Here is a 25,783-nt window from a genome sequence, read left to right as displayed (position 1 = left end):
GTCCTCACCCACGCTCAGATGCGAAGAGCCAGAAATCCTCATCACATCATTTCTACGCGGTGCACGGCGTGAAGTAAGCTTTCGCAAAGTCTTCTCGACCGTTGAGGCACCACCCCGCCCCGGTGTGAAGGCGTTGCCGTAGCGGCGGGCGAAGCAGGGGCCACAAACTCTTCGCGGTGCTTCGTGAACTCGATTCCGGATCGTTGTCGAGGGACCCACTGCCCTGACCGGGCGGGGCTACACGGAGAATGACCAGAACTCTGGTGCCCACCACCCGAACCGCCGCCCGGCGCACATGCGTCGGCTCGAACACAACGTTGTAAAAGGATGCCCTATGGCCTCGAGTCTTGAAGAGATCCCTGAGATGACCCCGGAGACCGAAGTCGGAGAAACCGTGGAGGCGTCGTCGGTGATCGGTGTCGTCGCGGAGTCCGACCCGGCAGAGAACCGTGTCGCCGCGACGCCCGCCACCGTGGCCAAGCTGATCGGCCTCGGTTACCGGGTCGTCGTGGAGCGCGGTGCCGGAACCCGCGCCGAGTTCGCCGATGCCGCCTATGTCGAGTCCGGCGCGGAGCTGGTCGACGGTGACAGGGCGTGGTCGGCCGACGTGGTGATGAAGGTGGCCGTGCCCACCGAGGCCGAGGTCGCCAGACTGCGGTCCGGGGCCACGCTGGTGGGTCTGCTGGCGCCGGCGCAGAACGAACGACTGCTGACCGTGCTGGCCGAGCGCGGAGTCACCGCGCTGGCCATGGACGCGGTGCCTCGAATCTCTCGCGCCCAGTCCATGGACGTGCTGTCCTCGATGGCCAACATCGCCGGATACCGCGCCGTGATCGAGGCCGCCCACCACTTCGGCCGGTTCTTCACCGGGCAGGTCACGGCTGCGGGCAAGGTCCCGCCGGCCAAGGTCCTGGTGGCCGGTGCCGGGGTGGCCGGACTGGCCGCGATCGGTGCGGCCTCGAGCCTGGGCGCGATCGTGCGCGCGACCGATCCGCGGCCCGAGGTCGCCGACCAGGTGGCGTCGATCGGTGGCGAGTACCTGCCGGTCGAGGTGCCCGACGAGGAGAAGGTCGTCTCGACCGACGGCTACGCCAAGGCCACGAGCGAGGCCTACGACCGCGCGGCCGCCAAGCTTTACACCGATCAGGCCGCTGAGGTCGACATCATCATCACCACCGCGCTGATCCCGGGCCGTAAGGCGCCGCGGCTCATCACCGCCGCGGACATCGCGGCCATGAAGCGCGGTTCGGTCATCGTCGACATGGCCGCGGCGCAGGGCGGCAACGTCGAGGGAAGCGTGGCCGACGAGGTCGTCGTCACTGACAACGGCGTGACTATCATCGGCTACACCGACCTGGCCGGCCGTCTGCCCGCGCAGGCCTCGCAGCTGTACGGCACGAACCTGGTCAACCTCACCAAGCTCGTCACCCCGGACAAGGACGGCGGTTGGGCGCTGGACATGGACGACGTCGTCCAGCGGGGCGTCACCGTCACCAAGGGCGGCGAGATCATGTGGCCCCCGCCGCCGGTGCAGGTCAGTGCCGCACCCGCCGCTGCGGCGGCCTCCGCGCCGGCCGAGCCCGCGCAGGAGAAGAAGAAGCTCTCGCCCGCCGCGAAGCTGGGCATGATCGCCGTGGGCATGGCGCTGCTCCTGCTCCTGACGGCAGCCGCGCCGGGTGACATCGCCCGGCACATCACGGTGTTCGTGTTGGCGATCGTCATCGGCTACTACGTCATCGGCAACGTCCACCACGCACTGCACACCCCGCTGATGTCGGTCACCAACGCGATCTCGGGCGTGATCGTGGTCGGCGCGCTGCTGCAGATCGGGATCGACAACACCCTCGGCCTGATCCTGGCCGTGGTGGCGATCCTGTTCGCCTCCATCAACGTCTTCGGCGGCTTCGCCGTGACCCGTCGCATGCTCGCGATGTTCTCGAAGGGAGCCTGAGAAGATGTCGATCGACTCCGCCGCCAATGCGGCCTACCTGATCGCGGCGCTGCTGTTCATCCTGTCGCTGGCGGGACTGTCCAAGCACGAGACCGCCCGCCGGGGGCTGACCTTCGGCATCTCCGGCATGGCGTTGGCGCTCATCGCCACCGTCGCCCTGGTCCTGGACCACCAGCCCCCGACCCTGGGCATCGTCCTCATGGTCGGTGCGGTGGCCATCGGTGCCGCCGTCGGGCTGTGGCGTTCGCGCAGTGTGCAGATGACCGAGATGCCCGAGCTCATCGCCCTCCTGCACTCGTTCGTCGGCCTCGCCGCCGTCCTCGTGGGCTGGAACGGTTACCTCGAGCCCGACCTGCACGGTGAGCTCACCGGATCGCTGCTGGGTATTCATCACGCCGAGGTGTTCATCGGCGTCTTCATCGGTGCGGTGACCTTCACCGGCTCGATCGTGGCCTACCTCAAGCTGTCGGCCAAGATGAAGTCCGCGCCGCTGGTCCTGCCGGGCAAGAACCTCATCAACCTCGGCATCCTCGTGGCGTTCGTCGTCCTCACCGTGTGGTTCGTCATCAGCCCCGCCCTGTGGATGCTCATCGTCGTCACCGTCCTGGCCCTGGCGCTGGGCTGGCACCTCGTCGCCTCCATCGGCGGCGGCGACATGCCCGTGGTGGTGTCGATGCTCAACTCGTACTCGGGCTGGGCCGCTGCGGCGACCGGCTTCCTGCTGGGCAACGACCTGCTCATCGTCACCGGTGCGCTCGTCGGCTCCTCGGGTGCCTACCTGTCGTACATCATGTGCAAGGCCATGAACCGCTCGTTCTTCTCCGTCATCATGGGCGGCTTCGGCATCGAGGCCGCCTCCGGCGAGGGCAAGGACCACGGGGAGCACACCGAGATCGACGTCGCCGGCGTGGCCGAGATGCTCGCCGGCGCCTCCTCGGTCATCATCGCCCCGGGCTACGGCATGGCCGTCGCCCAGGCCCAGTACCCGGTCGCCGACCTGACCCGCACGCTGCGCGAGCGTGGCGTCGACGTGCGCTTCGCCGTTCACCCGGTGGCCGGTCGCCTGCCCGGGCACATGAACGTGCTGCTGGCCGAGGCCAAGGTGCCGTACGACATCGTGCTCGAGCTCGACGAGATCAACGACGACTTCGCCGACACCGACGTCGTCCTGGTCATCGGTGCCAACGACACCGTCAACCCGGACGCCGCCGAGGATCCGGGCAGCCCGATCGCCGGGATGCCCGTGCTCCACGTGTGGGAGGCCGAGAACGTCATCGTGTTCAAGCGGTCCATGGCCGCCGGGTACGCCGGCGTGCAGAACCCGCTGTTCTTCCGCGAGAACACCCAGATGCTGTTCGGCGACGCCAAGGACCGCGTCGGCGACATCCTGAACGCGGTCAAGGACCAGCAGGGCGCAGGCGTCTGAGTCCGCACCTCGCAGGTCCCGCTCGGGCCCGGAACCGGTGGAATTCCCGCCGGTTCCGGGCCCGTGCCCGTTCGGGCGGGTAGAAGTGGGACCATGAGCGCCGCACCCGATACCGCGTACCCGGACACCCGCCTGTTCATCGACGACCAGTCGACCGACTCCGCCGACGGCCGCACCATCGATGTGCTCAACCCGGCCGACGGGCAGGTGATCGGCGCGGTCGCCCACGCCTCCACCGCGGATCTGGACCGCGCCCTCGACGCCGCCGACCGGGGCTTCGCCGTATGGCGGGACACGACCCCGGCCAAGCGCGGCTCGATCATGCGCGCGGCGGCGCAGCTGTTGCGGGAACGGGCCGATTTCGTCGCCCGCATGATGACGCTGGAGCAGGGCAAACCGCTGCGGGAGGCGAAGGGCGAGATCCTCGCGGCCGCCGACATCATCGACTGGTTCGCCGAGGAGGGGCTGCGCGTCTACGGGCGACTCGTGCCCCACCGCACGGACATCGCCATCCGCCAGATGGTGGTCAAGGACCCGGTCGGCCCGGTGGCCGCGTTCACGCCGTGGAACTTTCCCGTCAATTAGGTGGTCCGCAAGATCGCGGCCGGCCTGGCGGCCGGGTGCTCATTGATCGTCAAGGCGCCCGAGGAGACCCCGGCCAGCCCGGCGGAGCTCATCCGCGCGTTCGCCGACGCGGGCCTGCCCGCCGGGGTGCTGGGCCTGGTCTACGGCGATCCAGCCGAGATCTCGGGCTATCTCATCCCGCACCCGGTGATCCGGAAGGTCACCTTCACCGGGTCCACCGCGGTCGGCAAACAGCTGGCGGCCCTGGCCGGTCAGCACATGAAGCGCAGCTCCATGGAACTCGGTGGCCACGCCCCGGTGATCGTGTGCGACGACGCCGACCTCGAGCTCGTGCTGAAGACGATGGGGCCGATGACGTTCCGCAACGCCGGCCAGGTGTGCATCTCCCCGACGCGGTTCCTCGTCCAGAACGGCGTCCGCGACGAGTTCGCTCGCGCGCTGGTCGACCACGCGGAGGCGATACGGGTGGGCAGCGGGTTGGAGGAGGGCACGACCATGGGCCCGCTGGCCAACGACCGCCGGCTCGCGGCGATGGGCGAGTTCCACGCCGACGCCGTGGACCGCGGTGCGCAGGTGCTCACCGGAGGACACCGGATCGGCGAGGCGGGCAACTACTGGCCCCCCACCGTGTTCGACGAGGTCCCGACCGAAGCCCGCCTCTTCAACGACGAGCCGTTCGGCCCCGTCGCGGGGATCCGGGGGTTCGACCGGCTCGACGAGGCCGTCGCCGAGGCGAACCGACTGCCGTACGGACTGGCCGGCTACGCGTTCACCGGCTCGCTGGCGAACGCGGACCTGCTGACCCGGCGGGTCGAGGTGGGGATGCTGTGGGTCAACATGCCGTCCATGCCGTCCGCGGAGCTCCCGTTCGGCGGGATCAAGGACTCGGGCTACGGCTCCGAGGGCGGGCCCGAGGCCATGGAGTGTTACCTCAACACCCGCGCGGTCGCCATCAGGAACGTGTAGACGCGGGGGCGGGCCGTGCCGCCGGCGCGCCGGTGGTGGGCGGGTTCTCTGGTCGCGTGGGAGAGGGGACGACGACGAGGCGTTCAGTCGCCCGATGGCAGTGCGCCTGCGGGTTTCACGTGGAACCGTGGAGGGCGGGCAGGAGTTCCTGCTCGGCGAGTTCGAGGAACGGCGTCTGGTCCTCCGCGACGTGGTGGAGGTAGATCCGTTCGAAGCCGAGTGCTTCGAACTCGCGCAGTCGACCCACGAGGTCGTCAACGGAGTCGGTGACGATCACGGCCTCGGCGATCTTCTCGTCGGGCAGGTACCGCCCGGCGAGATCGAGCTCCTCGGGGGTGGCCAGGTCCGCGTCGAGGGGCGAGTCGACCGCGTTGTTGCGCCACTGGTCGCGGGCGAGATCGCGGGCCCGCCCGATCGTGTCGGCGATCGAGATGTGGACCTGCAGGGCCAGCGGCCCGCGCCCGCCGGCGCCGCGGTAGGCACGCACGATCCCGGCCACCGTCTCGAGGTCGGCGTTGACGGTGATGAGCCCGTCCGCCCAGGCGGCGGCCCGCTCGGCGGTGGCCGGGGTGAGCGCGGGCCCGAGTAGCGGCGGCGGGCTGTCGGGGAGGGAGTGGACGCGTGCCCGGTCCACCTTCACGAGTCCGCGGTGGGTGACCTCCTCGCCGGCGTGCAGGCGGCGGATGACGTCAACGCATTCCTCGAGCCGCGCCTGACGGACGTCCTTGGCGGGCCAGGGGTCGTCGGTGACGTGCTCGTTCATGTTCTGACCGCTGCCCAGGGCGAGCCAGAAGCGTCCCGGGAACATCTGCGCCAGGGTCGCCGACGCCTGGGCCACCACCGCGGGGTGGTAGCGCTGCCCGGGTGCGCACACGGTGCCCAACTCGAGGTCGGTGGACGCCAGGGCCGCGCCCAGCCAGGACCAGGCGAAGCCCGAGTGGCCCTGACGGACTGACCACGGCGCGAAGTGGTCCGAGCACATCGCCATGCGGAAACCGGCCCGCTCGGCCCGCTGCACGTCGACGAGGAGTCGACCGGGCGAGATCTGTTCGTGCGAGGCGTGGAACCCGTAGTCGGCCATCGCTCAGTCCTCCTTCTGCCCGGCTCCGTGTGTGGAGCGGGTGCCGCGGGTGTCGTGCGCGTCGCGGGCGCCGCGTGCGGCGTCGATGGCGTCCGCGGCGCGGATCAGTCCCATGTGGCTGAACGCCTGGGGGAAGTTGCCCGCCTGTCGTCCGGTGTCCGGGTCGTACTCCTCTGCGAACAGTCCGAGGTCGCTCGCGCGGGCCAGCACCTCGCCCATGAGTGTCTCGGCGTCGTCGAGCCGCCCGCTGCACGCGTACTGCTCCACCAGCCAGAACGTGCACATGACGAACGGGTACTCGGTGCCGCCGACCCCGTCCATGCCGCTGGCGGTCCGGTAGCGGTTGACCAGACCGAACCCGCTGACCAGGTCCTTCTCGATTCGGGCGACCGTGCCCAGCATGCGCGGGTCGTCGAAGGCCAGATATCCCGTGTGGGGCAGCTGGAGCAGGGACGCGTCGACCTCGTCGTTGTCATAGGTCTGGGTGTAGCTGCCCAGCTCCGGATCGAACCCCTCGGCCTCGATCTCCTCGGCCAGCCGGGCGCGCAGTTCCCGCCAGCGCTCGGCGTCACCGTCGAGGCCGAACTCCTCGACCGCCTTGATCCCTCGGTCGAAGGCGGCCCACATCATGACGCGGCCGTGCGTGAAGTGGTGGGTGTCGCCGCGCATCTCCCAGATGCCGTGGTCCTCGCGGTCGAAGTTCGCCTCGGCGTAGTCCAGCAGGCTCTTCTGCAGCCCCCAGGTGTATTCGTTCTCGTTCACGCCCGCCGCGCGCAGCTCGTGGAGGGCGATCATCACCTCGCCCACGACGTCCGCCTGATACTGGTCGGCCGCGCCGTTGCCGATGCGGACGGGGCGCGAGTTCTCGTACCCGTCGAGGTGGTTGAGCTCCTCCTCGCGTAGCTGCCGCTCGCCCGAGAGTCCGTACATGATCCGGACGTCCCGGGCGTCACCGGCGACCGCGCGCAGCAGCCAGTCGCGCCACAGGGTCGCGCCCCGGGTGAGCCCGTGCGCCACCACGACCTCGATGGTGAACGCGGCGTCGCGCAGCCAGGTGTAGCGGTAGTCCCAGTTGCGGCCGCCGCCGAACTCCTCCGGAAGCGACGTGGTGGGGGCGGCCGCGATGCCGCCGGTGTCGAGGTTCGTCAGTGCGCGCAACACCAGCAGGGACTGGACGACCTCCTCCCGGTAGGGGCCGTCGACGGACAGCTGGTCGGCCCACTCGCGCCACATGCCGACCGTGGCGTCGAGGGCCTGCTCGGTGTCCGGCGGGGCGGGCGGGTCCTGGTGCGAGGGGAACCACGTCAGGTCCCATGCGGCGATCTCGCCGGCGGTCAGGGCGAATCTGCCCTCCAGTCGAGTGGCCCGTTGTCCGCCGGTGGCGGTGCCGACCTCGGCGTCCGGGCACGTCAGCATCGGGCCGCTCACGAGGATGGCGTCCGGGCCGGCCAGGGCGAGCAGCGCCCGCTCGCCGCCGTCGAGCGTGACCTCCCGGGTCCACGGCGTCGCGCGGGCGTAGTCGAATCGCAGCCGCAGGTCGTGCTCCACCTCGATCTCACCCTCGAGGCACTCGACGCGGCGGACGAGGTCACCCTGATCGGTGCTGCGCGGCAGGAAGTCGGTCACCCGGGCGATGCCGCGCGGACCGCGCCACGTCGTCTCCACGACGAAGGTCAGCGGCAGGTAGCGCCGCTCGATCACCTCGCCGTCGACGGCCGACAGCCGCCACCGGCCGTCCTCGGGCCCGCCGAGCAGCGCGGTGAACATGGCCGGGGAGTCGAACCGGGGCAGGCAGAGCCAGTCGATGCTGCCGTCGCGCGAGACGAGCGCGCCGGTCCGGAGGTCGGACAGAAGGGCGTACTCCTCGAGGGGGGTCGACATGTCAGAAGATGGGCTTGCCGCCCGTCACCCCCAGTACCGTCCCGGAGACGAAGCTGGCGTCGGAGGGTGACGCGAGGAAGACGTACGCGCCTGCGCACTCGCCGGGCTGACCGGCGCGGCCCAGCGGTGTGTCGCCGCCGAACTCCTCGAGTTTCTCCGGGTCCTGGGTCGCCGGCTGTAGGGGCGTCCAGATGGGCCCGGGAGCGACGGCGTTGACGCGGATCCCGCGTTCGCCCAGCTCATTGGCCAGGTTGACGGTGAGGTTGTTGAGCGCGGCCTTGGTCGCCGCGTAGTCCACCAGCGGCGGCGCCGGCTGGTAGGCCTGGATGGACGTCGTGTTGATGATCGACGACCCGCGGCCGAGGAACTGCAGCGCCTCCTGGCTGGCCCAGATGGTCGCGTAGAGGTTGGTCTTCATCACCCGGTCGAGATTCTCCGAGTCGATGGTCTCCAGCCCGTCGCCGCGGGCGTGCTGGTAGGCGGCGTTGTTGACGAGGACGTCGAGTCCACCCAGCTGTTCGGCGGCGTCACGCACGACCTTCCGGCACTGCGCCTCGTCCTGCAGGTCCGCCGGCAGCAGGACCGCGCGGCGTCCGGCCTTCTCGATCCACTCGGCGGTCTCCTCGGCGTCCGGCTGCTCGACGGGCAGGTAGGAGATCGCCACGTCGGCACCCTCGCGGGCGAAGGCGATCGCGGCGGCCCGCCCGATCCCCGAGTCCCCGCCGGTGATGAGCGTCTTGAGACCCTCGAGTCGGCCGGACCCGCGATAGCTGTGCTCGCCGTGGTCGGGCCGTGGGTCCATCCGGGACGTCAGCCCGGGCGGCTCCTGCTCTTGGGCGGGGAACCCGCCGGAGTCGTTGACCATCTGCTGCGCATTGTCTGCGATGTCGCTCGTGGTACCCATCTCGATCACTGCTTCTTGAGGGCGTCCGTGCACTTCACGCGCAGTTCCTCCAACTCGCGGGCGTGCCGCTCGGCCCGGTCGAAGAGGTTCTGCAGCGTCGGCCTCGGCAGGCGCGGGTCCTCGATCTCCAGCAGCGCCCGGAAGCCCATCTTCTTGCCGGTCACCGCAAGAGTGAGCGCCTCGAGTTCGACCAGGTCGCTGAGCGGCGACCGGTCGGCGATGCGGCGGTTGGGCTTGAGCTGGCCGAGCTTCTCGGATGCCTTGGCGGGCAGGTCCTTGCGGAGCGACGGCGACGTTCCCGCCAGGGTCATGAGCTCCTCGAGGGCTTTGAGGTCCTCGACGGTCTCGTCGCCGATCCGGCCCACGACCTCTCGGACGTGGGGGTCGTTGTGATCCTCGGCGACGCGCCGGAACAGGTCGATCCCGGCGGCGGCACCGGCGTGGTGGTCCTGCATGTAGGTGTGCAACATCTCGGTGGCCATGACATGACGGTACGAGTCCGGACGCGCACGGCAACCGGAACGACACGGCTCTCAGCGCGCGAGCAGCCCCTTGGCGATATGCGTCACCTGGATCTCGTTGCTGCCGGCGTAGATCATGAGCGACTTGGCATCACGCGCGAGCTGCTCGACCCGGTACTCGGCCATGTAGCCGTTGCCGCCGAACAGCTGGACGGCCTCCATGGCGACTTCGGTGGCGGCCCGGGAGGAGTACAGCTTCATGGCCGACGCCTCGGCGAGCGACAGCGGCTTGCCGGCGCGGGCGCGTTCGATGGAGGTGAAGACCATGTTCTGCACGTTCATCCTCGCGACCTCCATCTTCGCGAGCTTGAGCTGGATGAGCTGGAACCGGCCGATCTCCTGGCCCCACAGCGTCCGCTCCCGCGAATACTCGATGCACAGCCGGCGGCACTCCTCGATGATCCCGAGCGCCATGGTCGCCACCCCGATCCGCTCGGCGGTGAAGCTCGACCGCGCGGACTCCTTCCCGTCGCCGCCCCGGCCGGTCTCGGACCCGCCGAGCAGTCGGTCGCGGCCCACGCGGACGTCGTCGAAGAACAGCTCGCCGGTGGGGGAGCTGTGCAGGCCCATCTTCTTGAACGGCGGGCCCTGGGTGAGCCCGTCCATGCCCTTGTCGAGGACGAACGTGAGGACCTTGCGGTCGCGCGGGCCCACCGCCGGATCGCCCTCGTCGAGCTTGGCGTAGACGATCATCACGTCGGCGTACGGGCCGTTGGTGATGAACGTCTTGCGGCCGTTGAGGATGTAGTCGTCGCCGTCGCGCCGCACGTAGGTGCGCATCCCGCCGAAGGCGTCCGAGCCCGAGTCCGGCTCGGTGATGGCCCAGGACGCCACCTTCTCCATAGTCATGATCCCCGGCAGCCAGCGCTCCTTCTGCTCGAGCGTGCCGCGGGAGGCGATCGTGGTGGCCCCCAGCCCGAGACTCACGCCTAGTGCCGAGACGAGCCCCATGCACGCACCGGCCAGTTCGCTGATCACGACCGCCATCATGGAATCGCGGCCACTGAGGGCGTCGCCGGAGCCGCCCTCCTCGTCGTCGTCGTCCTTCCCGCCGTCTCCGCGCGGCGCGTCACCGGACGCCCGCGCCCGCTCCTTCGCGAGCATCTTCTCCACGCTGTCGCGCGACATGGCGTCGATCCCGAACTCGGCGAAGAGCTTCCGGATGATCGGGTACGGCGTGATCTCACCGCTCTCCAGGGCGTCCAGGTTCGGACGGATCTCCTTAGCGATGAAGCCGCGCACGGCGTCACGGATCATCAGGTCGGTCTCGGACCACTCGAACATCGGCGTCTCATCTCCTCGGTATCGGGCGCGCCGCGCGTGCGCTGCAACACGTTGCAGCTCAGTGTGTCGTGGAACTGTCTCGGGGATGCGGGTTTGCGGCGAACGGCCGCGCGCGTCGGGCACACTCGTGCCATGACTTCTCTCCGGGACAGCGCATCCCATCCCGCGGGCCGTGAGCAGCTCGGGCGGGTCGGCCTGTGGACCGGTTCGCTCGAGGGCGTCCCGGTGGCACAGATCCCGGACGTGCTCGGTGAGGTCGAGGACCAGGGCTGGGGCACGCTGTGGTTCGGCGAGGCCGTCGGACGCGAGGCGTTCACCGCGGCCCAGCTGTACCTCGGGGCCACGCGCGGACTGGTGTTCGGCACCGGCATCGCCAACATCTACGGCCGCGACGCCTCCGCCGCGGGTGCGGCCGCCCGCACGATCGAGGTGATGCACCCGGGCCGGTTCGTCCTGGGTCTGGGCGTGTCGCACGCGCCGTTGGTCGAGCGGCACCGCGGGCACAACTACGGTCGGCCGCTCGCGGCGATGCGGGAGTACCTCGACGCCCTCGACCGGACCCGGCCGCTCGCGGCGGGCGAGGAGGCCATGCCGCCGGTCGTGCTCGCCGCCCTCGGGCCGAAGATGCTCGAGTTGTCGCGCGACCGGACCGCCGGCGCCCACCCCTACCTCACGCTGCCCGAGCACACCGCGCAGGCGCGGGAGATCCTCGGCGGGACCGGTGAGGAGGGGCCGGCGCTGATCGTGGAACACGCCGCGGTGCTCGCCGAGGGAGTGGAGGACGACGACGAGGTGTGGCGGTCGCGCGCGCACGAGCACCTCAACGTCTATACAGGCCTGCCCAACTACCGGAACTCCTGGACCCGCCAGGGCTTCGACGAGTCGGACTACGTGCGCGGGGGCAGCGACCGCCTCAAGCAGGCCCTTGTCACCCGCGGGCTGGAGGCCACGCGGGCGCGCGTGCAGGAGCACCTCGACGCCGGCGCCTCCACGGTGCTCGTCCAGGTGCTGGGGGAGAACATGCTGGTCCCGCCGGTGGCGGACTGGCGGATCGCCGCCGAGGGCCTACTGGGCTGAGCCGGGCGCGGGCTAACCCGACCAGGGCGCCGTCTCGACGACGACGGGTTCGGCGACCGCGCCCCCGGTGGTCGTGAGCCGGTATTCGACCGGCCCGGAGCCGGTGGGGATGATCGCCTCGTACGGGTGGGAGATCGGGTCCGGCACGCCGGTGGAGATGCGCGGGTGGGCGATGTGCGCGATCTTCTCCCCGGTCTCGCCCGAGTCGAGATTGCGCCACGAGAGCGTGGCGGTGAGATCGCAGGGGCCGACCCCGATCACCGCGAACGCCCAGCTGACGCTGGACGAGCCGGGGTAGCCGTTCCCGTTGAGGGTCGTCGACACGGCGCCGGCGCATGCGCCCGTGGGGCTGCCGCCGACCGCGACAAGACGATTCGCAGCGGGGAGGACCTGCGGAACGGCCTCGGCGGATCCGGGGCCGAGTGAGCCCAGGGTGAGGGGACCGGGTGCGGCGGACGCCTGGGCGCCCGCGATCGCCGGCGCGGAGACGGTGGTGGTCACCGCGAGGGCGGTGGCGGCGAGTATGGTGGTCGCGGAGACGACCGACCGGCGGGCGACCCGCCGGGAGATGCCGGTGGTGTTCATCTGGTGATGGTGTCACCGGGCGGCCGGGTGGACAAGGGCGGCGCGGGACCGGGCGGCACGAGAACGTGTTCACACCTGTCTGTAATGTCCGACACAGGGTCTGTCGGAAGGACACGGGATGACTGCACCAGCGCGCGGCGGGGACGCCGGCCGGTCGGACGAGAACGGCCTCATCGCGGTCCTGGCGTTCGCCGGGATCGTCATGTCGCTCAGTCAGACACTGGTGATCCCGCTGCTGGGGATGCTGCCGGCGATCCTCAACACGTCGGCGGTCAACGCGTCCTGGGTCGTCACCATCACGCTGCTCGCCGGCGCGGTGGCGGGGCCGGTCATGGGACGGCTGGGCGATCTCTACCCCAAGAAGTACGTCCTCATCGGCTGCACCGCCGTCATGGTCGTCGGCTCGGTGCTGTGCGCGCTGGCCGGGTCGCTGTGGCCAATGCTCATCGGGCGGGCGCTCCAGGGCGTGGGCATCGGTGTCATCCCGATCGGCATCGCGACCATACGGGAGGTCCTGCCCGCCGGCCGGCTCGCGCCGGCGATCAGCCTGATGAGTTCCTCGCTCGGTGTGGGTGGTGCGCTGGGCCTGCCGGCGGCTGCAGCGCTGGCGCAGTACGGGTCGTGGCAGTGGATGTTCTGGGGCTCCGGCGCCCTGGGCGTGGCGATCATGGCGCTGATGGCGGTCGGACTCCGCGTCATGCCGGCCGCCAAGCCCGACGGCACGCTCGATCTCGTCGGCGCGCTGGGGCTGGCGACCGCCCTGATCTGTCTGCTGTTGGCGGTATCCAAGGGCGCCGACTGGGGCTGGGGTTCCCCGTTGACGCTGGGACTGCTCGCGGCGGCCGCCGTCGCGTTGCCGGCGTGGGCCCTGTGGGTGCTGCGACACCCGTCGCCCATCGTCAACCTGCGCGTGGCCGCACGTCGGCCGGTCCTCATGACCAATATCGCCTCCGTGACGGTGGGCATGGGCCTGTACGCGCAGCTGCTGATCATGCCGCAGATCCTGCAGCTGCCGGCGGCGACCGGTCACGGGCTCGGCCAGTCCATGGTGGCGATGGGGCTGTGGAGCGCGCCGGGTGGCCTGGCGATGATGGCGGTGTCGCCGCTCAGCGGCCGGCTCATCAGCACCCGCGGACCCAAGATCACGCTCATCCTCGGATCCCTGGTGATCGCGGTCGGCTACGCGTCCGGTCTGTTCCTCATGGGATCCACGTGGGGAGTGATGATCGTGGGCATCATCGTCTCGGGTGGCGTGGGGCTCGCCTACGGGGCGATGCCCGCGCTGATCATGGCGTCCGTGCCGACCTCGGAGATGGGATCGGCCAACAGCGTGAACACGCTCATGCGCTCGATCGGGACCACGACGTCGGCCGCGGTGCTCGGCGTACTGCTCACGCAGATGTCCTACGACTTCGAGGGTCTGTTCGTCCCCACGGAGACCGGCTTCCGGGTCGGGTTGATGTTCGGCTGCGGTGTGACCCTGCTGGCGGCGGCCGTGGCGGCCACGATCCCGCCGCCGTGGGAAGACGAGGATGCGCCGGCGGACGACTCCACGCGGGAGAAGACGGTCTGACGCCCCGGCCCGCGCTGGCCCGCGCCGCTAGCCGTCCGCGCCCGGGCCGGAGGCGGACCGGGCTCGGTCCACGATCGCGTCGGCCAACTCCGCCGGCCGCTCGTCCGGGATCCAGTGACTGACGCCGTTCATCTCGACGAACCGGTAGTCGGCGTCCACGTGCTCGCGGGTCCGCTCGGCGCCGCCGCGGCCCAGGGCCGGATCGCGGTCGCTCCACACAAACGTCGTGGGGACGCGGACCTTCGCGGTGGCGGCGCCGGGTGCGGCGAACGGCAGGGCCCGGTACCAGCCCAGGCCGCCGGGGATGGCACCGGTGGCGACCATCTCGTCGCGGTAGCGCTGGATCATCTCCGGCGTCATGCCCATGCCGGCGAGTGCCTTCTCGGGCCGCGGCCCGGGGGAGCTGAGCACGAGCTCCGGGATCAGCGGCAGCTGGAAGAACCCGATGTACCAGGAGCGCAAAAGCTGGTCAGACCTGACCATCGCCGTGAGGAACGCCGCGGGGTGGGGAACCGAGACGGCGGTGAGGGTGCGGACCCGGTCGGGGTGGGCGCCGGCCACGCCCCACGCGACCGCGGCGCCCCAGTCGTGGCCCACCACGTGGGCGTCGGCGAGCCCGGCGGAGTCGAGGAGGGCGATCACGTCGCCGACCAGTTCGGGAAGACGGTAGGCGCGCCGACCACGGGGCCTGGCGGATTCGCAGTACCCGCGTTGGTCCAGCGCGAGCGTGCGGTAGCCGGCGGCGTGCAGCAGCGGGGCGACCCGGTCCCAACTCGAGGTGCGTTGCGGGAACCCGTGGAGCAGGACGATCGCCTCGCCGTCCTCTGGCCCGGAGTCGATGGCGCGCAACTCCATGCCGTCGCGCGAGAACCACAGGTCCGGTCGTGGGTTGTTCGGATCAGCCGCGGACATATCCCCTCCTGACCGCCCGGTCGAGGATGCCGAGCGTCGCCTTGAGCGCCGATGCGTCCAGCACCGGCAGCACCCCCGAATCACGCCAGTCCGGGTGCGCGTCGGCCCAGTCGTAGTAGCTCACGACCTCGGTCCGATCACCGCCGTCGAGCGGGATGAGTCGGTAGCCGTAGGTATGGCCGATCGGGGGCTTGATGGTGCCGTCGATGGTCCAGGCGATCTCGGCGCCCGGCTCGAACCGGGTGATGATCACCGTGACGTCGTATTCGCCCATGTCATAGTCACCCAGCGACTCGCGATCCATGTGGACCACGAACCTGTCGCCTTCGGCGGTGACCACCGACCCCTCCGCCGACTGCAGCATGCCGGAGGAGTCGATGGCCACGTGGCCGTCGGGATCACAGAGCACGGCGAACACCCGGTCTGCGGCCGCCGCGATCACTCGTCGCGCCTCGAAGCGGTACTCGGCGGCCGCACCACCGGCACCTGCACTGGCATCGGGACCAGCACTGGCGGCGGCACCCTCGCTGGTGGCGGCCCTGCTTGCGGTGGCGTCCCGTGAGGAGGCGTAGTCGCTCATGGCGGCGACGCTACCCGTGCCCGCCGGGACCCGGGGACGGTTGCACTCCGGCCGAGGCGCCTCAAGCGGAATCCGCCCCTCGGATTGCGATACGCCCGCGGAGTTCCGCGAGCGGATCGACTTCCGAGGCGCGAGGCGAGATCGGAGGGGCAGATCGTGCGGCGGGAGCCCGGCATCGTCCACCTCAGGGCCCCGCCTCGCCCGCCGCAGAGGTTCCCGAACACCGCGTCGCCCGCCACAGAGACCCGAGAACACCGCATCGACCGCCGCCGAACCGCCCGGCAGCCGCGCCGCCTATCGGGACACGCGTCACCCAGGGGGCCCCATAGGTGGCGCGATATCCGATAGGCGGCGCGCAATCCGATGGGTGGCGTGCGAGCCCGTGGGCCCCTGGGCGGCGTACAGCCCCGAGCCATCGGAGCGGGCCGGAATCCGACGCGGGCTGGGATGAGACGCGGGCCGGAATCAGACGCGGGCCGGGTCCGGCCGCTCCCACACGCGGTGGTTGGCCAGCAGCGGCTTGAGCGCGGGCACCACGCCGGCCGCGGAGTCCACCTGAACGACGCCGGGCGTGTCCGAGGTGATCCCGAAGTCCGTGTACCGGTCGACGGACGCGAGCGACGCGATGGCCTTCTTGTGCCGGAACATCTCGCTGATGAGGATGTCCGTGCGCGGGTTGGCGGGGAGATCGACCACCACGATCGCGTCGAACTCGATGGACCGCTGCGTCTGATAGGTCCGGGACACCGGCACGGCCTCGCCGGCCTCTGGGTTTCCGAGCATCCCGCCGGTCGGGGCGATCACCAGCGGCACCATGTCGTTGTCGAACACCGCCTGCACAAGCTCGGAGACGGCGTCCACGTCGGAGTCCTCGGTGACGAGGATGCCGATCTGGCGGCCGTCGGACGGCCACTCCTTGCCGATCTGCGAGAGCGCCGGGCTGGTGACAACCTCCGCGACGGGCACCTTCGTGGGCGCGGGCAGGCCCAGCCCGGCGGCCACGGTGACGGCCAGGTCGTGGTCGATGTGTGCGAGCTTTTCGACCTGCCGGACCTTGATGGCCTCTTCATAGCATTTGCCCAGTTCGAAGGTGTACGCCTCGGCGACGTGCTCCCTCTCCACCTCGGTGAGACTCGTGTAGAACAGCGTGGCCTGCGAGAAGTGGTCGTCGAACGTCGCGGGAGACCGGCGCTCGATCTGCGCGTCGGCGATCTCCTGCGCCACCTCGACCAGAGCGCCATCGGTGGTGCCCGCCATGAACGGGCAGCCTCCGTCGAGGGAGTTGGGCTGATACGGGGCCACCCCTACGTGATCGGCCTGCTGGTGGAAGCCGTCCCGGAGCATGTCATTGACCGGGGCGTGCGGGCGGTTGATGGGGATCTGCCCGAAGTTCGGCCCGCCCAGGCGGGTGAGCTGGGTGTCCAGGTAGGAGAACAGCCGGCCCTGCAGGAGCGGGTCGTTGGTGACGTCGATGCCCGGCACGAGGTGGCCCGGGTGGAACGCGACCTGCTCGGTCGCGGCGAAGAAGTTCTTGACGTTGGCGTTGAGCTCCATCGTGCCGATGACCTGCACCGGGGCCAGTTCCTCGGGCACGATCTTGGTCGGGTCCAGCAGGTCGATGCCGTGGAACATCTCGCTGACACCGTTCTCGTCGACCGTGTCGGGGAAGACCTGGATGCCGAGGTCCCACTTAGGGAAGGCGCCGGACTCGATGGCGTCGGCCAGGTCGCGGCGGTGGAAGTCCGGGTCCATTCCGCCGGTGATCTGGGCTTCTTCCCACACCTGCGAGTGGACGCCGAGGTGGGGCTTCCAGTGGAACTTCACCAGGCTCGTCTCGCCGGCGTCGTTGATGAGCCGGAAGGTGTGGACGCCGAAGCCCTCCATCATCCGGTACGAGCGCGGGATGCCGCGGTCGGACATGTTCCACAGGGTGTGGTGCTGCGCCTCGGTGTGTAGGGAGACGAAGTCCCAGAACGTGTCGTGCGCGCTCTGGGCCTGGGGGATCTCACGGTCCGGGTGCGGCTTGGCGGCGTGGACGACGTCGGGGAACTTGATGGCGTCCTGGATGAAGAACACGGGGATGTTGTTGCCGACCAGGTCCCAGGTGCCCTCGTCGGTGTAGAACTTGGTCGCGAATCCGCGGGTGTCCCGGACGGTGTCGGCGGAGCCGCGGTTGCCGAGAACGGTGGAAAAGCGGACGAAGACCTCGGTCTCCTTGCCCTCGGCGAACACGCCGGCTTTGCAGACGCTGGCGGCGGCGCCGTTGGCGCGGAAGACGCCGTGCGCGCCGGCGCCGCGGGCGTGGACCACGCGCTCGGGGATGCGCTCGTGGTCGAAGTGCATGATCTTCTCGCGCAGGTGGTGGTCCTGCAGCAGCACGGGGCCGCGGCGGCCGGCCTTCTGCGAGTGGTCGGTGTCCGACAGGCGGGCGCCCTGCGCGGTGGTGAGGAAGGCGCCCTGCTGCCGCATGACCTCCTCGCGGGCCGTGACGGAGCCGGGCGGCTCGGCGCCGGTCGGGCCGTACGGGGTGGCGCCCTTCTGGTCCGCCTTGGGCGGCAGCGGGCTCGTTGGCTCGGTGGGCTCGTCCACGGTCGGCGGGCGGGAACCGGGGGTGCCGGGGACGACGTCGGCGCCGCCGACCAGGTCGTCGGCGAGTTCCCCGGCCTTGTCCACGATCTTCTCGGCGGCGGACCGGGCGGCGGACTTGGATTCTGACCTCTTATCGGGCATCGGTGCTCCTTCGCGGGGTGGGACCTGTCCGTGGCCGAGATTCTGCCCAGACCTGACCGGTCCGCAACCGCTCGATGTCGCTGGGAAACGTTCACCCACGCCTATTCTCATGACATGGCATCACCGCCGGTCGCCCGCGAGCACCTCCCGTACCCGCTCCTGCTGGCGGCGCGTGGTCCGCGTGTCTGCTCCTCATCACCGGTGGTGGCTGGCTGCTCGGGCAGGCGATCGGTCGGCTGTCCGTGATCATCGCGCCCGTCGCGATCGCGGTCCTGCTCGCCGTCATGCTCCGGCCGCTCGTCGACCGGATCCCGCAGCGGGTCCCGCGAGCGGCGGCGGCCCTCGTCGTCGTCGGGGTCCTGGCCGGCACGTACCTGTTCGGCATCGTCGGCGCACTGTTCGCGGTGCCGGTTACCGCGATGGCCGACACGATCGTGCGGTACCTCGCCGCGCGGGGGGGGCGGCGAGCGTGGTGCGCGCGCCGCGCGAGCGGGTGTCGGCGCGCATCGTCACGCCCAGCGGCGTCGCCCAGGAGTTCGGGCCCCTGCTGACCATGCGGTTCCCGGCCGCCCTCGCCGGCACGTTCATCGCGGAGCTAGAACCAGTCGCCCGGGACGTAGCCCGCGAGCGCCCCGACCGGTTCGCGGTATGCACCGTCGACGGCGGCGGCAGCGGCCGCGGACGCGATCCCCGGCGTGGCCGCGTGCGTGACGGCGGTCGGGACGGTCGGCATCGGGCGGGCCATCTGCTCGTAGCGGCCCCGGAAGAACAACAGCGGATCACCGGAACAGTCCTGCGGGCCGGCGCCGTTCACCTCGGCGAGGATCACCACGTGGTCACCGCCGTCGACGACCCGCGTGACCGAGCAGTCGAACCACGCGAGCGACCCGGCGATGACCGGCGTGCCGCGGCCCGTCCATGCGAGAGGCACGCGCGCGAATTTGTCGGGATCGCGACCACCCACCGTCGCGGAGACCTCCGCGGCGTCGGAACCCAACACGCTCACCGCGAAGTCGCCGCGCTCCAGCAGGACGGGCAGCGTCCGGGACCGCCGCATGACCGAGATCAGCACCATCGGCGGATCCAGCGACAGGGCGGAGAACGACTGGCAGGCGAAGCCGACCACCCCTGCGGGCCCCTCGGTCGCCACAACGGTGATGCCTGAGCAGAACCGGCCGAGCAGCTCCCGCAGCGCCACGGGGTCGTGGTGGTCGATCTCTGAGTCCACGGCGATGTCCATGCAGATACTGGTACCGCCTGTCGCCGGGTCGGGACCGCCGACTCCCGGTGAGCGGGATCCGGGCGCGTGAGAATCGGTGCGGAGGGAAAGCTGTGGCCATGACTGATCGCGCCGTCACCACCTCCACCGTCTCGGCCCCCGGCACGTCCGCTGCCGCGCCCTCCGCCATGTACTCCGCCGAGCCCCCGCTGCTCGAGCTGGCCACGGACCGGGGGATGTTGCGTTACCGCGAGGCCGGTGACGGCCCGCCGCTTCTCCTGCTGCACGGCTCAGGTCCGGGCGTGACCGGATGGCGCAACTTCTCCGGCAACGTGCCGGTGTTCGCCGAGCACTTCCGGACCATCGTGCTGGAGCTGCCCGGCTTCGGGGTGAGCGACCCGGCGGGCGATCTCCACCCCGTGGCCTCCGCTCAGACGGCGGTCCAGGACTTCGTCGACGGCCTGGGCCTGGAGAGGCTGAGCCTGATCGGCAACTCGATGGGCGGGTTCATCGCCACCGCGTTCGCGTTGGAGCGTCCCGAGCAGGTGGAGAGGCTGGTCACCGTGGGCGGCGCGGGCGTCTCGATCTTCTCCCCGGGACCGGGCGAGGGCATCATCCGGTTATCCGCGTTTGTCGAGGACCCCACGCGCGAGCGGCTGATCGAGTGGCTGCACTCGATGGTCTACGACAAGTCCCTGGTGACCGAGGAGATGATCGAGCAACGCTGGGCGCAGGCCACCGATCCCGAGACGCTGGCCTCCTCGCGTCGGATGTACGGGCGCGAGGCGCTGGCGGCGATGGCTGCAGCCCCCCGTGACGCGGCGGTCATACCGGCGTGGGCAAGGCTAGGTCAGGTGCAGGCGCCGACGCTCATCACCTGGGGTCGGGACGACCGGGTCAGTCCGGTGGACATGGCCCTGCTGCCCCTACGGATGCTGCCGCACGGCGAGATCCACGTGTTCCCGAACTGCGGACACTGGGTGATGATCGAGCAGAAGGCGGCGTTCGAGTCCGTCGTGCTGGGTTTCCTCACCCGTCCGTGACGAACGCGGCCCCGGCTTCCCATGAGGGACAGGGGCCGCGTCGCGGGGGCCTGATGGTCAGGCCGTCACAGGTCAACCTTCAGGGTCAATCTCAGGCGACGGCCGTGGTGACGGGCTCATCGTCGCCCTCGGGCGCGACGTTCTCGCCCTCGACGGGCTCCTCGGTGTCGACATCGTCCTCGGCGTCATCCTCGTCCGAGACCTCGGCCTCGATGCCCCGGAGGATGTCGATCGCGCCCTGGATGTCGCCGGAGAAGGCGGCGTCCACGGCGAGCTGGGCGTTGGCGGCGCAGTCCTCGCCGCTCAGGCCCGGCACCACGCCCTCGGCCGAGCCGAGGAAGTCGTAGGCGTCGATGGTGCCGCAGATCTGTTCGGCGATGGCGGAGACCTCCGCGGGGGTCTCGACGTCCTCGCCGGGAGTCTCGACGGTCTCACCCGCGCCGAGCGAACCGGCGTCGACACCGGGGACGGCGCTCTGAGCCGAGGCGAGCCCGGCACCGGCGAAGGACAGGGCGGCGGCGGAACCGATGACAGCGATGGTCTTCTTCATATGCGTCACACCTTCCTATCGGGATTCCGGAGGATGTCCCCGGAGATATCGGGCTCACCGTAACGGTCGACAGACGACCTCGCTGTGACGACGGCCACACATACGAGGCTTTCGGCCGGGCGTGCAGGGCCGCTGCCCAGGGAGAACGCCGCGAGTACGAATTCTTCTTCATTCCCACGCCCGGAGCTCCGATCGTTTGCCGGACCGGGTGTTTTCGGGGAGTCTTAGCGCATGAGTGGAACCGCCGAGATCTATGACGCCGTCCTCGACCCGGGCAAGCTGGACTTGCTGCGTGGGTGGGTCCGTCGCCAGGATTGGTTCGACGGTGATCCCGAGCGCCTCGAGCAGGTGACGGCCTACCGGTTCGTCGATCCGGACGGCGAGGTGGGGATGGAGTCGTTCCTGCTCTCCGACGGCTCACAGACCTATCACGTCCCCGTGACCTACCGGGGCGCCGAGCTGTCCGACGCCGCCGACGCGCTGGTCGGGACAACGGAGCATTCGGTCCTCGGTCGGCGCTGGGTGTACGACGCCCCCGCCGACCCCGTCTACGTGACCGAGGTCTGCCGCGTTATCAGCCACCGCGACACCGCCGCCGACCACTTGCTGGTCGAGGAGGATGCGGTCACGCCGTCCCCGGTCAACATCCGCGGCGGCGGCGACGGGCTCGGGCAGTCCCCCGAGGCGAGCCCGCGGGTCGTCCGCGTCGTCAACGAGGAGAACGACGCCGAGACCGACCGTCCGTTGATCGGCTCCCCGGGCACGCTCAGCGGGACCTGGGAGGACGGAGACGGCACACACACGGCGGTCCTCGTCGTCGTCACCTAGGCCGTCGGGTCCGGCGCCCCCTCTCACGCCATACCAACGCCCGCCCCGGTCGATGCCGGGGCGGGCGTTGCGGCCGTAGCGGCGTCCGGCTCCGACGCCGGGCGGATCAGGCGTTCTTGATGGCCGAGATCTCCAGCTCGAGGGTGATCTTCTCCGAGACCAGTACGCCGCCGGTCTCGAGCGCGGCGTTCCAGGTCAGGCCGAAGTCGGTGCGGTTGAGGGTGGTGGTGCCCTCGAAGCCCGCGCGCTGGTTGCCGAACGGGTCGGTGGCGGTGCCCTCGTACTCGAACGGGATGGTCACGGACTTGGTGGTGCCCTTGATGGTGAGGTCGCCGGTCACGTCGACGCCGCCCGAGCCGTTGGGCGCGATCTTCGTGGAGGTGAAGGTGATCTCGGGGTGGTTCTCCATGTCGAAGAAGTCGTTGGACTTCAGGTGACCGTCGCGGTCGGCGTTGCGGGTGTCGATCGACGAGGCGTTGATGGTGACCTCGGCCTTCGCGCCCTCGATGCCCTCCGCCGGCACGGTGACGGTGCCCGTGAAGTCGTTGAAGGCGCCGCGCACCTTGGTGATCATCGCGTGACGCGTGACGAACCCGAGACGCGTGTGCGTGGGGTCGAGGGACCAGGTGCCGGTCAGGTCGGTGAGGCTCGCGGTCATGGTGACTCCTTGTGGGATCGGTCCGGTCGATGCCGGACGCTTCCTTGTTGTTGTATCACCAACGATAGGGCGGGCCCTGTGACGTCTCAACTACCAATAGGTGTGAATCAAATCACACCGCAGGCGGCGGAGAGGAGCGGCGACGTCGACGGTCGTTGTCATGCGGTTCTCCCCGGATCGGCCCCGGGGTCCACTGCGGGGTCCGGGCGGCCGTACACAGTGCGCACCCACATGTCCGCGGCGACGGTGAGCAGCGGTTCCCGCGTGCGGCCCGGGTCGTACGCCAGTTGCTCGAGGACGGTCTCGTTGATGTGGATGAGCCCCTCGGCGAGCGCGTCGGCGTCGACACCCTCCGGGGCCCGGCCGGCCGCGCGCTCGGCGCGGAGGAACTCGGCGACCTGCACGGCGAGGGCCCGGCGACCGTCGTCCCACAGGGTGCGGGTCTGGGCGTGCTTACTGCGCGCGGTGAGCAGAGCCCGGTAGATGTGAGCCTTGTCCAGGACCCGGTCGGTCAGCCGCTCGAGCGCGGCGGTGACCCGGGTGCGGAACTCCCCCTCGCCGCGCACCGCGGTCTCGACGGCGGCGTTCGCCTCGTCCTGCACCATAGCCAGCAGCGCGCCCACCGCGGCGGCCTTGGAGTCGAAGTAGAAGTAGAACGCCGACCGGGTGATGCCGGCGGACTCGGTGAGGTCGGCCACCGAGATGTCGTCCAGCGCGGTGGTCTTGAGGCGGTCGTCGAGCGCGGCGAGCAGCGCCTCGCGCCGCCGGTCGCCCCGCGGGGAGGTGGTGCCGGCCGGCGCCGCGGGTGTCATGTCGTCACCTCGGGCCGGAGGGCGGGTCCGTGGGCGCGGGCGAGTCCTCGGGGTAATTCACGGGTACGCATGTCGTGTTCATACATGAAGTAGGCGACCTGTTGCTGATGCCGGGGCGTGTCGAGCATGGAGCGCGCCGATCACGGCGATTGGTAGGCGCGGTCATACGAACCCCTTCGCGCGGTGCGCGGCGAGGCGCACCCACCAGGAAAACGAGTTATGGCGTGCCGCACGGGTCCGCGCTGCGGGCGGGGACGTGGCCACCGGCCGTGGGGAAGTGGCCTGCCCCGCGCCCTCGCGGCGTACCGTCCGGCCAAAGCAAGATGATGGATCAACTATAGTGAACGCGTGAGCACCGCAGCCCCCGGACCACAGCCCCGCGTCGCCTTCGGCCTCGACACCTTCGGCGACACCACGGTCGACCGCGACGGCCGGCCCGTCCACCACGCGCAGGTCCTGCGCGACGTGGTGGAGCAGGCCGTCCTCGCCGATCAGGTGGGCGTCGACGCGATCGGCATCGGCGAGCATCACCGCCCCGACTTCGCGGTCTCCGCTCCCGACGTGGTCCTGGCCGGCATCGCCACGCGCACCGAGCGCATCACCCTCGGCTCGGCGGTCACCGTCCTGTCCAGTGACGACCCGATCCGCGTCTTCCAGCGCTTCGCCACCATCGACGCGCTGTCGAACGGCCGCGCCGAGGTGGTGCTGGGCCGCGGCTCGTTCACCGAGTCGTTCCCGCTGTTCGGCTTCGACCTGTCCCAGTACGAGCAGCTGTTCAGCGAGAAGCTGGACCTGTTCGCGGCGCTGCTGCCGGAGGGACCGGTGACGTGGTCGGGCGAGCTGCGGCCGCCGCTGGTCGACCAGCACGTCTACCCCAAGACCGAAAACGGGCTCAGCGCGTGGATCGCCGTGGGAGGCAGCCCGGAGTCCGTGGTCCGCGCGGCCCGCTACCGGATGCCGCTCATGCTGGCGATCATCGGCGGGCCCGCCGGCCGGTTCGCACCGTTCGCCGATCTGTACCGGGAGGCCAACGCCCAGCTCGCGGGGACCGATGCGCCGCGCCTGCCGATCGCCGTGCACTCGCCCGGTTTCGTCGCGGAGACCGACGCGAAGGCTGCCGAACTGTCGGTGCGTCACTGGCTGGTCAACCGCAACCAGATCGGCCGCGAGCGCGGCTGGGGCGACGCGACCGAGGCCGACTTCCACCGCGAGGTCCGCTCGGGCGCCATGTACGTCGGCTCGCCGGAGACGGTCGCGCAGAAGATCGCCACCACGGTCCGCACACTGGGCCTGGACCGCTTCGACCTCAAGTATGCCAGCGGCCCCACACCGCACGAGGACCTCATGACCTGCATCGACCTGTACGGCCGCAAGGTCATCCCGCGCGTGCGGGAGCTGCTCACCGAGGCGGGGTACACGCCGGGTGTGCCGCAGACGGTCTCGCGTCTGTGACGTAGGTTTCGTCGGGTGCCCGGAATCTGCACGATCCGGCGCGGCGGGTCTACGGTGATGCCATGTTGTTCGCTTTCTCCGTCGCCCCCACGTCCACCACGGACGAGTCGGCGTCCATGAGCAGGGCGGTCGCCGAGGCGGTCCGTGTGGTCCGCGAGTCCGGTCTGCCGCACGAGACGACCTCGATGTTCACGACCATCGAGGGCGAGTGGGACGAGGTCATGCCCGTCATCCGCGCCGCGACCGACGCCGTGCTGGCCGTGTCGCCGCGGGTGTCTTTGGTGCTCAAGGCGGATCTGCGGCCGGGCCGCTCCGGCGAGCTGCGTGGAAAGGTGGATCGGGTGGAGCGTCACCTCGCGGGCGGCGGGGGTGGTGCGCCCGGTGGCGGCGCCGGAGAAGGTGTGACCGGGGAGGGTTCCGACGACGAGGAGCTGCACTCGTGACGTGGCCCGGTCCGTTGGAGTCGTCGTCGCAGGCCGCTGACGCGATGGCCGAACACCTGAGGCGCCCGCGGGGTGGGGCGACGATCGCGTACGTGGTCGCCACGGCGGCCGGCGGTGCCGGTGCGCTGGTGATCGCGGCGGCCCAGCTGGCCTCCGGTTCGCCCAGCGTGATGGACGTGCTGCTGTGGGCGGCCATCGCCGTGTTCCTGCTGGGCGGGGCCGCGCACCGCTGGTGGTTGGGCGGACGCAACGAGGAGCGGTCGTTGCGGATCGCCGCGGCCATCCGACCCGAGCAGGTCGCCGCTGCGATCCGCGGATCGTCGGGGGAGATCGACGCCGTGCGGCGCCTGCGCGTCTCCCACCCGGGCCTCGGGCTGCGGCACGCGTACGACCTGTACCAGCACTACGAGCGTGAGCGCCGCTGATCAGACGGCGCTCTTCTCCGCCTGACCCGCCCCCGTCAGCAGCCCGCGGCCCCGCCGAGCGCCCCGGCGACGAGCGCGTGTGTCCGCCCGTCGACGACCATCCCGCCGTGCGAGTTCGGCCCGCCGCCGCACGCGTCCTCGGTGACCACCCAGCGCACGCCCGGGCCGGGCACGAAGCTGCGCTCGGGCGGCAGGAGGTGGTCGCCGCGCGTGGCGATGAGCGTGTAGCCCACGCCGGGCAGGAACGGGGTGCGGTCGAGGCCGTACTGTCAAGCCCCGGGTTTTGTAGAGGGTGGT

The 25,783-nt window shown here is 70.5% G+C and carries 24 protein-coding genes and 1 pseudogene; 11 read left to right on the top strand and 14 right to left on the bottom strand.

Going from position 1 to position 25,783, the window contains the following annotated elements; translation table 11 throughout:
- The first annotated feature begins 364 nt into the window (after positions 1-364).
- The 3 genes and pseudogenes from HMPREF3086_RS03800 to HMPREF3086_RS03790 all read left to right on the top strand — a co-directional run bounded on the left by HMPREF3086_RS03800 (position 365) and on the right by HMPREF3086_RS03790 (position 4,928).
- The gene (locus HMPREF3086_RS03800) at positions 365-1,951 is read left to right on the top strand and encodes a Re/Si-specific NAD(P)(+) transhydrogenase subunit alpha (protein WP_070720232.1); all 1,587 of its coding nucleotides are present in this window, start codon (positions 365-367) and stop codon (positions 1,949-1,951) included.
- A 4-nt stretch (positions 1,952-1,955) separates the two neighbouring features.
- Positions 1,956-3,377 (top strand): Re/Si-specific NAD(P)(+) transhydrogenase subunit beta, encoded by a 1,422-nt coding sequence (gene pntB, locus HMPREF3086_RS03795; RefSeq protein WP_070720227.1) that lies wholly within the window; start codon positions 1,956-1,958, stop codon positions 3,375-3,377.
- A 93-nt stretch (positions 3,378-3,470) separates the two neighbouring features.
- A pseudogene (locus HMPREF3086_RS03790) lies at positions 3,471-4,928 on the top strand (NAD-dependent succinate-semialdehyde dehydrogenase).
- Positions 4,929-5,043: 115 nt separating this feature from the next.
- Here HMPREF3086_RS03790 and HMPREF3086_RS03785 read toward each other — a convergent pair.
- The 5 genes from HMPREF3086_RS03785 to HMPREF3086_RS03765 are packed head-to-tail and all read right to left on the bottom strand — an operon-like array spanning position 5,044 to position 10,599.
- Positions 5,044-6,009 (bottom strand): TIGR03885 family FMN-dependent LLM class oxidoreductase, encoded by a 966-nt coding sequence (locus tag HMPREF3086_RS03785; RefSeq protein WP_070720225.1) that lies wholly within the window; start codon positions 6,007-6,009, stop codon positions 5,044-5,046.
- A 3-nt stretch (positions 6,010-6,012) separates the two neighbouring features.
- The gene (locus HMPREF3086_RS03780; protein WP_070720223.1) at positions 6,013-7,890 is read right to left on the bottom strand and encodes a glycoside hydrolase family 15 protein; all 1,878 of its coding nucleotides are present in this window, start codon (positions 7,888-7,890) and stop codon (positions 6,013-6,015) included.
- Between the two features lies 1 nt (position 7,891).
- A complete protein-coding gene (locus HMPREF3086_RS03775; RefSeq protein ID WP_165928534.1) occupies positions 7,892-8,755 on the bottom strand; it encodes an SDR family oxidoreductase in 864 nt (287 codons plus the stop codon).
- A 44-nt stretch (positions 8,756-8,799) separates the two neighbouring features.
- Positions 8,800-9,276 (bottom strand): hypothetical protein, encoded by a 477-nt coding sequence (locus HMPREF3086_RS03770; protein ID WP_070720222.1) that lies wholly within the window; start codon positions 9,274-9,276, stop codon positions 8,800-8,802.
- Between the two features lie 51 nt (positions 9,277-9,327).
- Complete coding sequence (locus tag HMPREF3086_RS03765) at positions 9,328-10,599, bottom strand: acyl-CoA dehydrogenase family protein (protein ID WP_070720220.1); 1,272 nt, start codon at positions 10,597-10,599, stop codon at positions 9,328-9,330.
- Positions 10,600-10,731: 132 nt separating this feature from the next.
- Here HMPREF3086_RS03765 and HMPREF3086_RS03760 point away from each other — a divergent pair, with 132 nt between their 5' ends.
- The gene (locus HMPREF3086_RS03760; protein WP_070720218.1) at positions 10,732-11,676 is read left to right on the top strand and encodes a TIGR03620 family F420-dependent LLM class oxidoreductase; all 945 of its coding nucleotides are present in this window, start codon (positions 10,732-10,734) and stop codon (positions 11,674-11,676) included.
- Between the two features lie 12 nt (positions 11,677-11,688).
- Here the strand turns inward: HMPREF3086_RS03760 and HMPREF3086_RS03755 are convergent, their stop codons facing one another.
- The gene (locus HMPREF3086_RS03755; protein ID WP_070720217.1) at positions 11,689-12,261 is read right to left on the bottom strand and encodes a hypothetical protein; all 573 of its coding nucleotides are present in this window, start codon (positions 12,259-12,261) and stop codon (positions 11,689-11,691) included.
- Positions 12,262-12,379: 118 nt separating this feature from the next.
- Between HMPREF3086_RS03755 and HMPREF3086_RS03750 the strand changes: the two genes are divergently transcribed.
- Complete coding sequence (locus HMPREF3086_RS03750; RefSeq protein WP_070720215.1) at positions 12,380-13,834, top strand: MFS transporter; 1,455 nt, start codon at positions 12,380-12,382, stop codon at positions 13,832-13,834.
- Between the two features lie 27 nt (positions 13,835-13,861).
- Here the strand turns inward: HMPREF3086_RS03750 and HMPREF3086_RS03745 are convergent, their stop codons facing one another.
- The 3 genes from HMPREF3086_RS03745 to HMPREF3086_RS03735 all read right to left on the bottom strand — a co-directional run bounded on the left by HMPREF3086_RS03745 (position 13,862) and on the right by HMPREF3086_RS03735 (position 18,056).
- The gene (locus tag HMPREF3086_RS03745) at positions 13,862-14,746 is read right to left on the bottom strand and encodes an alpha/beta fold hydrolase (protein WP_070720213.1); all 885 of its coding nucleotides are present in this window, start codon (positions 14,744-14,746) and stop codon (positions 13,862-13,864) included.
- Positions 14,733-15,326 carry an SRPBCC family protein gene (locus HMPREF3086_RS03740; protein WP_246830892.1) on the bottom strand — a complete coding sequence of 198 codons (594 nt, stop codon included), beginning with the start codon at positions 15,324-15,326 and terminating at the stop codon, positions 14,733-14,735. The genes HMPREF3086_RS03745 and HMPREF3086_RS03740 overlap by 14 nt, the downstream gene beginning before the upstream one ends.
- Before the next feature lie 465 nt (positions 15,327-15,791).
- Entirely contained in the window at positions 15,792-18,056 is a 2,265-nt protein-coding gene (locus HMPREF3086_RS03735; RefSeq protein ID WP_083324287.1) for a catalase, read from the bottom strand.
- A 242-nt stretch (positions 18,057-18,298) separates the two neighbouring features.
- On the opposite strand from HMPREF3086_RS03735, the gene HMPREF3086_RS19485 reads away from it, so the two are divergent.
- Positions 18,299-18,607 (top strand): hypothetical protein, encoded by a 309-nt coding sequence (locus tag HMPREF3086_RS19485; RefSeq protein ID WP_070720209.1) that lies wholly within the window; start codon positions 18,299-18,301, stop codon positions 18,605-18,607.
- A 44-nt stretch (positions 18,608-18,651) separates the two neighbouring features.
- Here HMPREF3086_RS19485 and HMPREF3086_RS03725 read toward each other — a convergent pair whose 3' ends face one another.
- On the bottom strand, positions 18,652-19,296 hold the full coding sequence (locus HMPREF3086_RS03725; RefSeq protein WP_070720207.1) for a flavin reductase family protein: 645 nt from the start codon (positions 19,294-19,296) through the stop codon (positions 18,652-18,654).
- 167 nt (positions 19,297-19,463) lie between these two features.
- On the opposite strand from HMPREF3086_RS03725, the gene HMPREF3086_RS03720 reads away from it, so the two are divergent.
- Positions 19,464-20,318 (top strand): alpha/beta fold hydrolase, encoded by an 855-nt coding sequence (locus HMPREF3086_RS03720; protein ID WP_070720228.1) that lies wholly within the window; start codon positions 19,464-19,466, stop codon positions 20,316-20,318.
- A 91-nt stretch (positions 20,319-20,409) separates the two neighbouring features.
- On the opposite strand, the gene HMPREF3086_RS03715 is transcribed toward HMPREF3086_RS03720, so the two are convergent.
- Positions 20,410-20,868, bottom strand: coding sequence for a hypothetical protein (locus HMPREF3086_RS03715; protein ID WP_070720204.1), 459 nt, complete (start codon positions 20,866-20,868; stop codon positions 20,410-20,412).
- Positions 20,869-21,099: 231 nt separating this feature from the next.
- Between HMPREF3086_RS03715 and HMPREF3086_RS03710 the strand changes: the two genes are divergently transcribed.
- Positions 21,100-21,696, top strand: coding sequence for a maltokinase N-terminal cap-like domain-containing protein (locus HMPREF3086_RS03710; protein ID WP_070720203.1), 597 nt, complete (start codon positions 21,100-21,102; stop codon positions 21,694-21,696).
- 106 nt (positions 21,697-21,802) lie between these two features.
- Here HMPREF3086_RS03710 and HMPREF3086_RS03705 read toward each other — a convergent pair whose 3' ends face one another.
- Positions 21,803-22,354, bottom strand: coding sequence for a YceI family protein (locus HMPREF3086_RS03705; RefSeq protein WP_070720202.1), 552 nt, complete (start codon positions 22,352-22,354; stop codon positions 21,803-21,805).
- A gap of 158 nt (positions 22,355-22,512) precedes the next feature.
- Positions 22,513-23,166 (bottom strand): TetR/AcrR family transcriptional regulator, encoded by a 654-nt coding sequence (locus HMPREF3086_RS03700; RefSeq protein WP_061917704.1) that lies wholly within the window; start codon positions 23,164-23,166, stop codon positions 22,513-22,515.
- Between the two features lie 348 nt (positions 23,167-23,514).
- On the opposite strand from HMPREF3086_RS03700, the gene HMPREF3086_RS03695 reads away from it, so the two are divergent.
- From HMPREF3086_RS03695 to HMPREF3086_RS03685, 3 genes are all read left to right on the top strand, one after another.
- Entirely contained in the window at positions 23,515-24,618 is a 1,104-nt protein-coding gene (locus HMPREF3086_RS03695; RefSeq protein ID WP_061917707.1) for an LLM class flavin-dependent oxidoreductase, read from the top strand.
- Between the two features lie 62 nt (positions 24,619-24,680).
- A complete protein-coding gene (locus tag HMPREF3086_RS03690) occupies positions 24,681-25,061 on the top strand; it encodes an MTH1187 family thiamine-binding protein (RefSeq protein WP_061917710.1) in 381 nt (126 codons plus the stop codon).
- The gene (locus tag HMPREF3086_RS03685) at positions 25,058-25,486 is read left to right on the top strand and encodes a hypothetical protein (RefSeq protein ID WP_061917713.1); all 429 of its coding nucleotides are present in this window, start codon (positions 25,058-25,060) and stop codon (positions 25,484-25,486) included. Before HMPREF3086_RS03690 ends, HMPREF3086_RS03685 begins: the two co-directional genes overlap by 4 nt.
- A gap of 35 nt (positions 25,487-25,521) precedes the next feature.
- Here HMPREF3086_RS03685 and HMPREF3086_RS03680 read toward each other — a convergent pair whose 3' ends face one another.
- Positions 25,522-25,719 carry a hypothetical protein gene (locus HMPREF3086_RS03680; protein ID WP_070720200.1) on the bottom strand — a complete coding sequence of 66 codons (198 nt, stop codon included), beginning with the start codon at positions 25,717-25,719 and terminating at the stop codon, positions 25,522-25,524.
- Positions 25,720-25,783: the final 64 nt, after the last annotated feature.

The sequence above is a fragment of the Dietzia sp. HMSC21D01 genome (assembly GCF_001815995.1).
GTDB classification, from domain to species: Bacteria; Actinomycetota; Actinomycetes; order Mycobacteriales; family Mycobacteriaceae; genus Dietzia; species Dietzia cinnamea.
The sequence above is the reverse complement of the archived record's forward strand: the minus strand, read 5'-3'. Positions and strand labels throughout refer to the sequence as shown.

Bases quoted from the DNA above. Each gene is read 5' to 3' on its own strand.
- HMPREF3086_RS03800 (WP_070720232.1), top strand. From the start codon at position 365: ATGACCCCGGAGACCGAAGTCGGAGAAACCGTGGAGGCGTCGTCGGTG.
- pntB (WP_070720227.1), top strand. From the start codon at position 1,956: ATGTCGATCGACTCCGCCGCCAATGCGGCCTACCTGATCGCGGCGCTG.
- HMPREF3086_RS03785 (WP_070720225.1), bottom strand. From the start codon at position 6,009: ATGGCCGACTACGGGTTCCACGCCTCGCACGAACAGATCTCGCCCGGT.
- HMPREF3086_RS03780 (WP_070720223.1), bottom strand. From the start codon at position 7,890: ATGTCGACCCCCCTCGAGGAGTACGCCCTTCTGTCCGACCTCCGGACC.
- HMPREF3086_RS03775 (WP_165928534.1), bottom strand. From the start codon at position 8,755: ATGGTCAACGACTCCGGCGGGTTCCCCGCCCAAGAGCAGGAGCCGCCC.
- HMPREF3086_RS03770 (WP_070720222.1), bottom strand. From the start codon at position 9,276: ATGGCCACCGAGATGTTGCACACCTACATGCAGGACCACCACGCCGGT.
- HMPREF3086_RS03765 (WP_070720220.1), bottom strand. From the start codon at position 10,599: ATGTTCGAGTGGTCCGAGACCGACCTGATGATCCGTGACGCCGTGCGC.
- HMPREF3086_RS03760 (WP_070720218.1), top strand. From the start codon at position 10,732: ATGACTTCTCTCCGGGACAGCGCATCCCATCCCGCGGGCCGTGAGCAG.
- HMPREF3086_RS03755 (WP_070720217.1), bottom strand. From the start codon at position 12,261: ATGAACACCACCGGCATCTCCCGGCGGGTCGCCCGCCGGTCGGTCGTC.
- HMPREF3086_RS03750 (WP_070720215.1), top strand. From the start codon at position 12,380: ATGACTGCACCAGCGCGCGGCGGGGACGCCGGCCGGTCGGACGAGAAC.
- HMPREF3086_RS03745 (WP_070720213.1), bottom strand. From the start codon at position 14,746: ATGTCCGCGGCTGATCCGAACAACCCACGACCGGACCTGTGGTTCTCG.
- HMPREF3086_RS03740 (WP_246830892.1), bottom strand. From the start codon at position 15,326: ATGAGCGACTACGCCTCCTCACGGGACGCCACCGCAAGCAGGGCCGCC.
- HMPREF3086_RS03735 (WP_083324287.1), bottom strand. From the start codon at position 18,056: ATGCCCGATAAGAGGTCAGAATCCAAGTCCGCCGCCCGGTCCGCCGCC.
- HMPREF3086_RS03725 (WP_070720207.1), bottom strand. From the start codon at position 19,296: ATGGACATCGCCGTGGACTCAGAGATCGACCACCACGACCCCGTGGCG.
- HMPREF3086_RS03720 (WP_070720228.1), top strand. From the start codon at position 19,464: ATGTACTCCGCCGAGCCCCCGCTGCTCGAGCTGGCCACGGACCGGGGG.
- HMPREF3086_RS03715 (WP_070720204.1), bottom strand. From the start codon at position 20,868: ATGAAGAAGACCATCGCTGTCATCGGTTCCGCCGCCGCCCTGTCCTTC.
- HMPREF3086_RS03710 (WP_070720203.1), top strand. From the start codon at position 21,100: ATGAGTGGAACCGCCGAGATCTATGACGCCGTCCTCGACCCGGGCAAG.
- HMPREF3086_RS03705 (WP_070720202.1), bottom strand. From the start codon at position 22,354: ATGACCGCGAGCCTCACCGACCTGACCGGCACCTGGTCCCTCGACCCC.
- HMPREF3086_RS03700 (WP_061917704.1), bottom strand. From the start codon at position 23,166: ATGACACCCGCGGCGCCGGCCGGCACCACCTCCCCGCGGGGCGACCGG.
- HMPREF3086_RS03690 (WP_061917710.1), top strand. From the start codon at position 24,681: ATGTTGTTCGCTTTCTCCGTCGCCCCCACGTCCACCACGGACGAGTCG.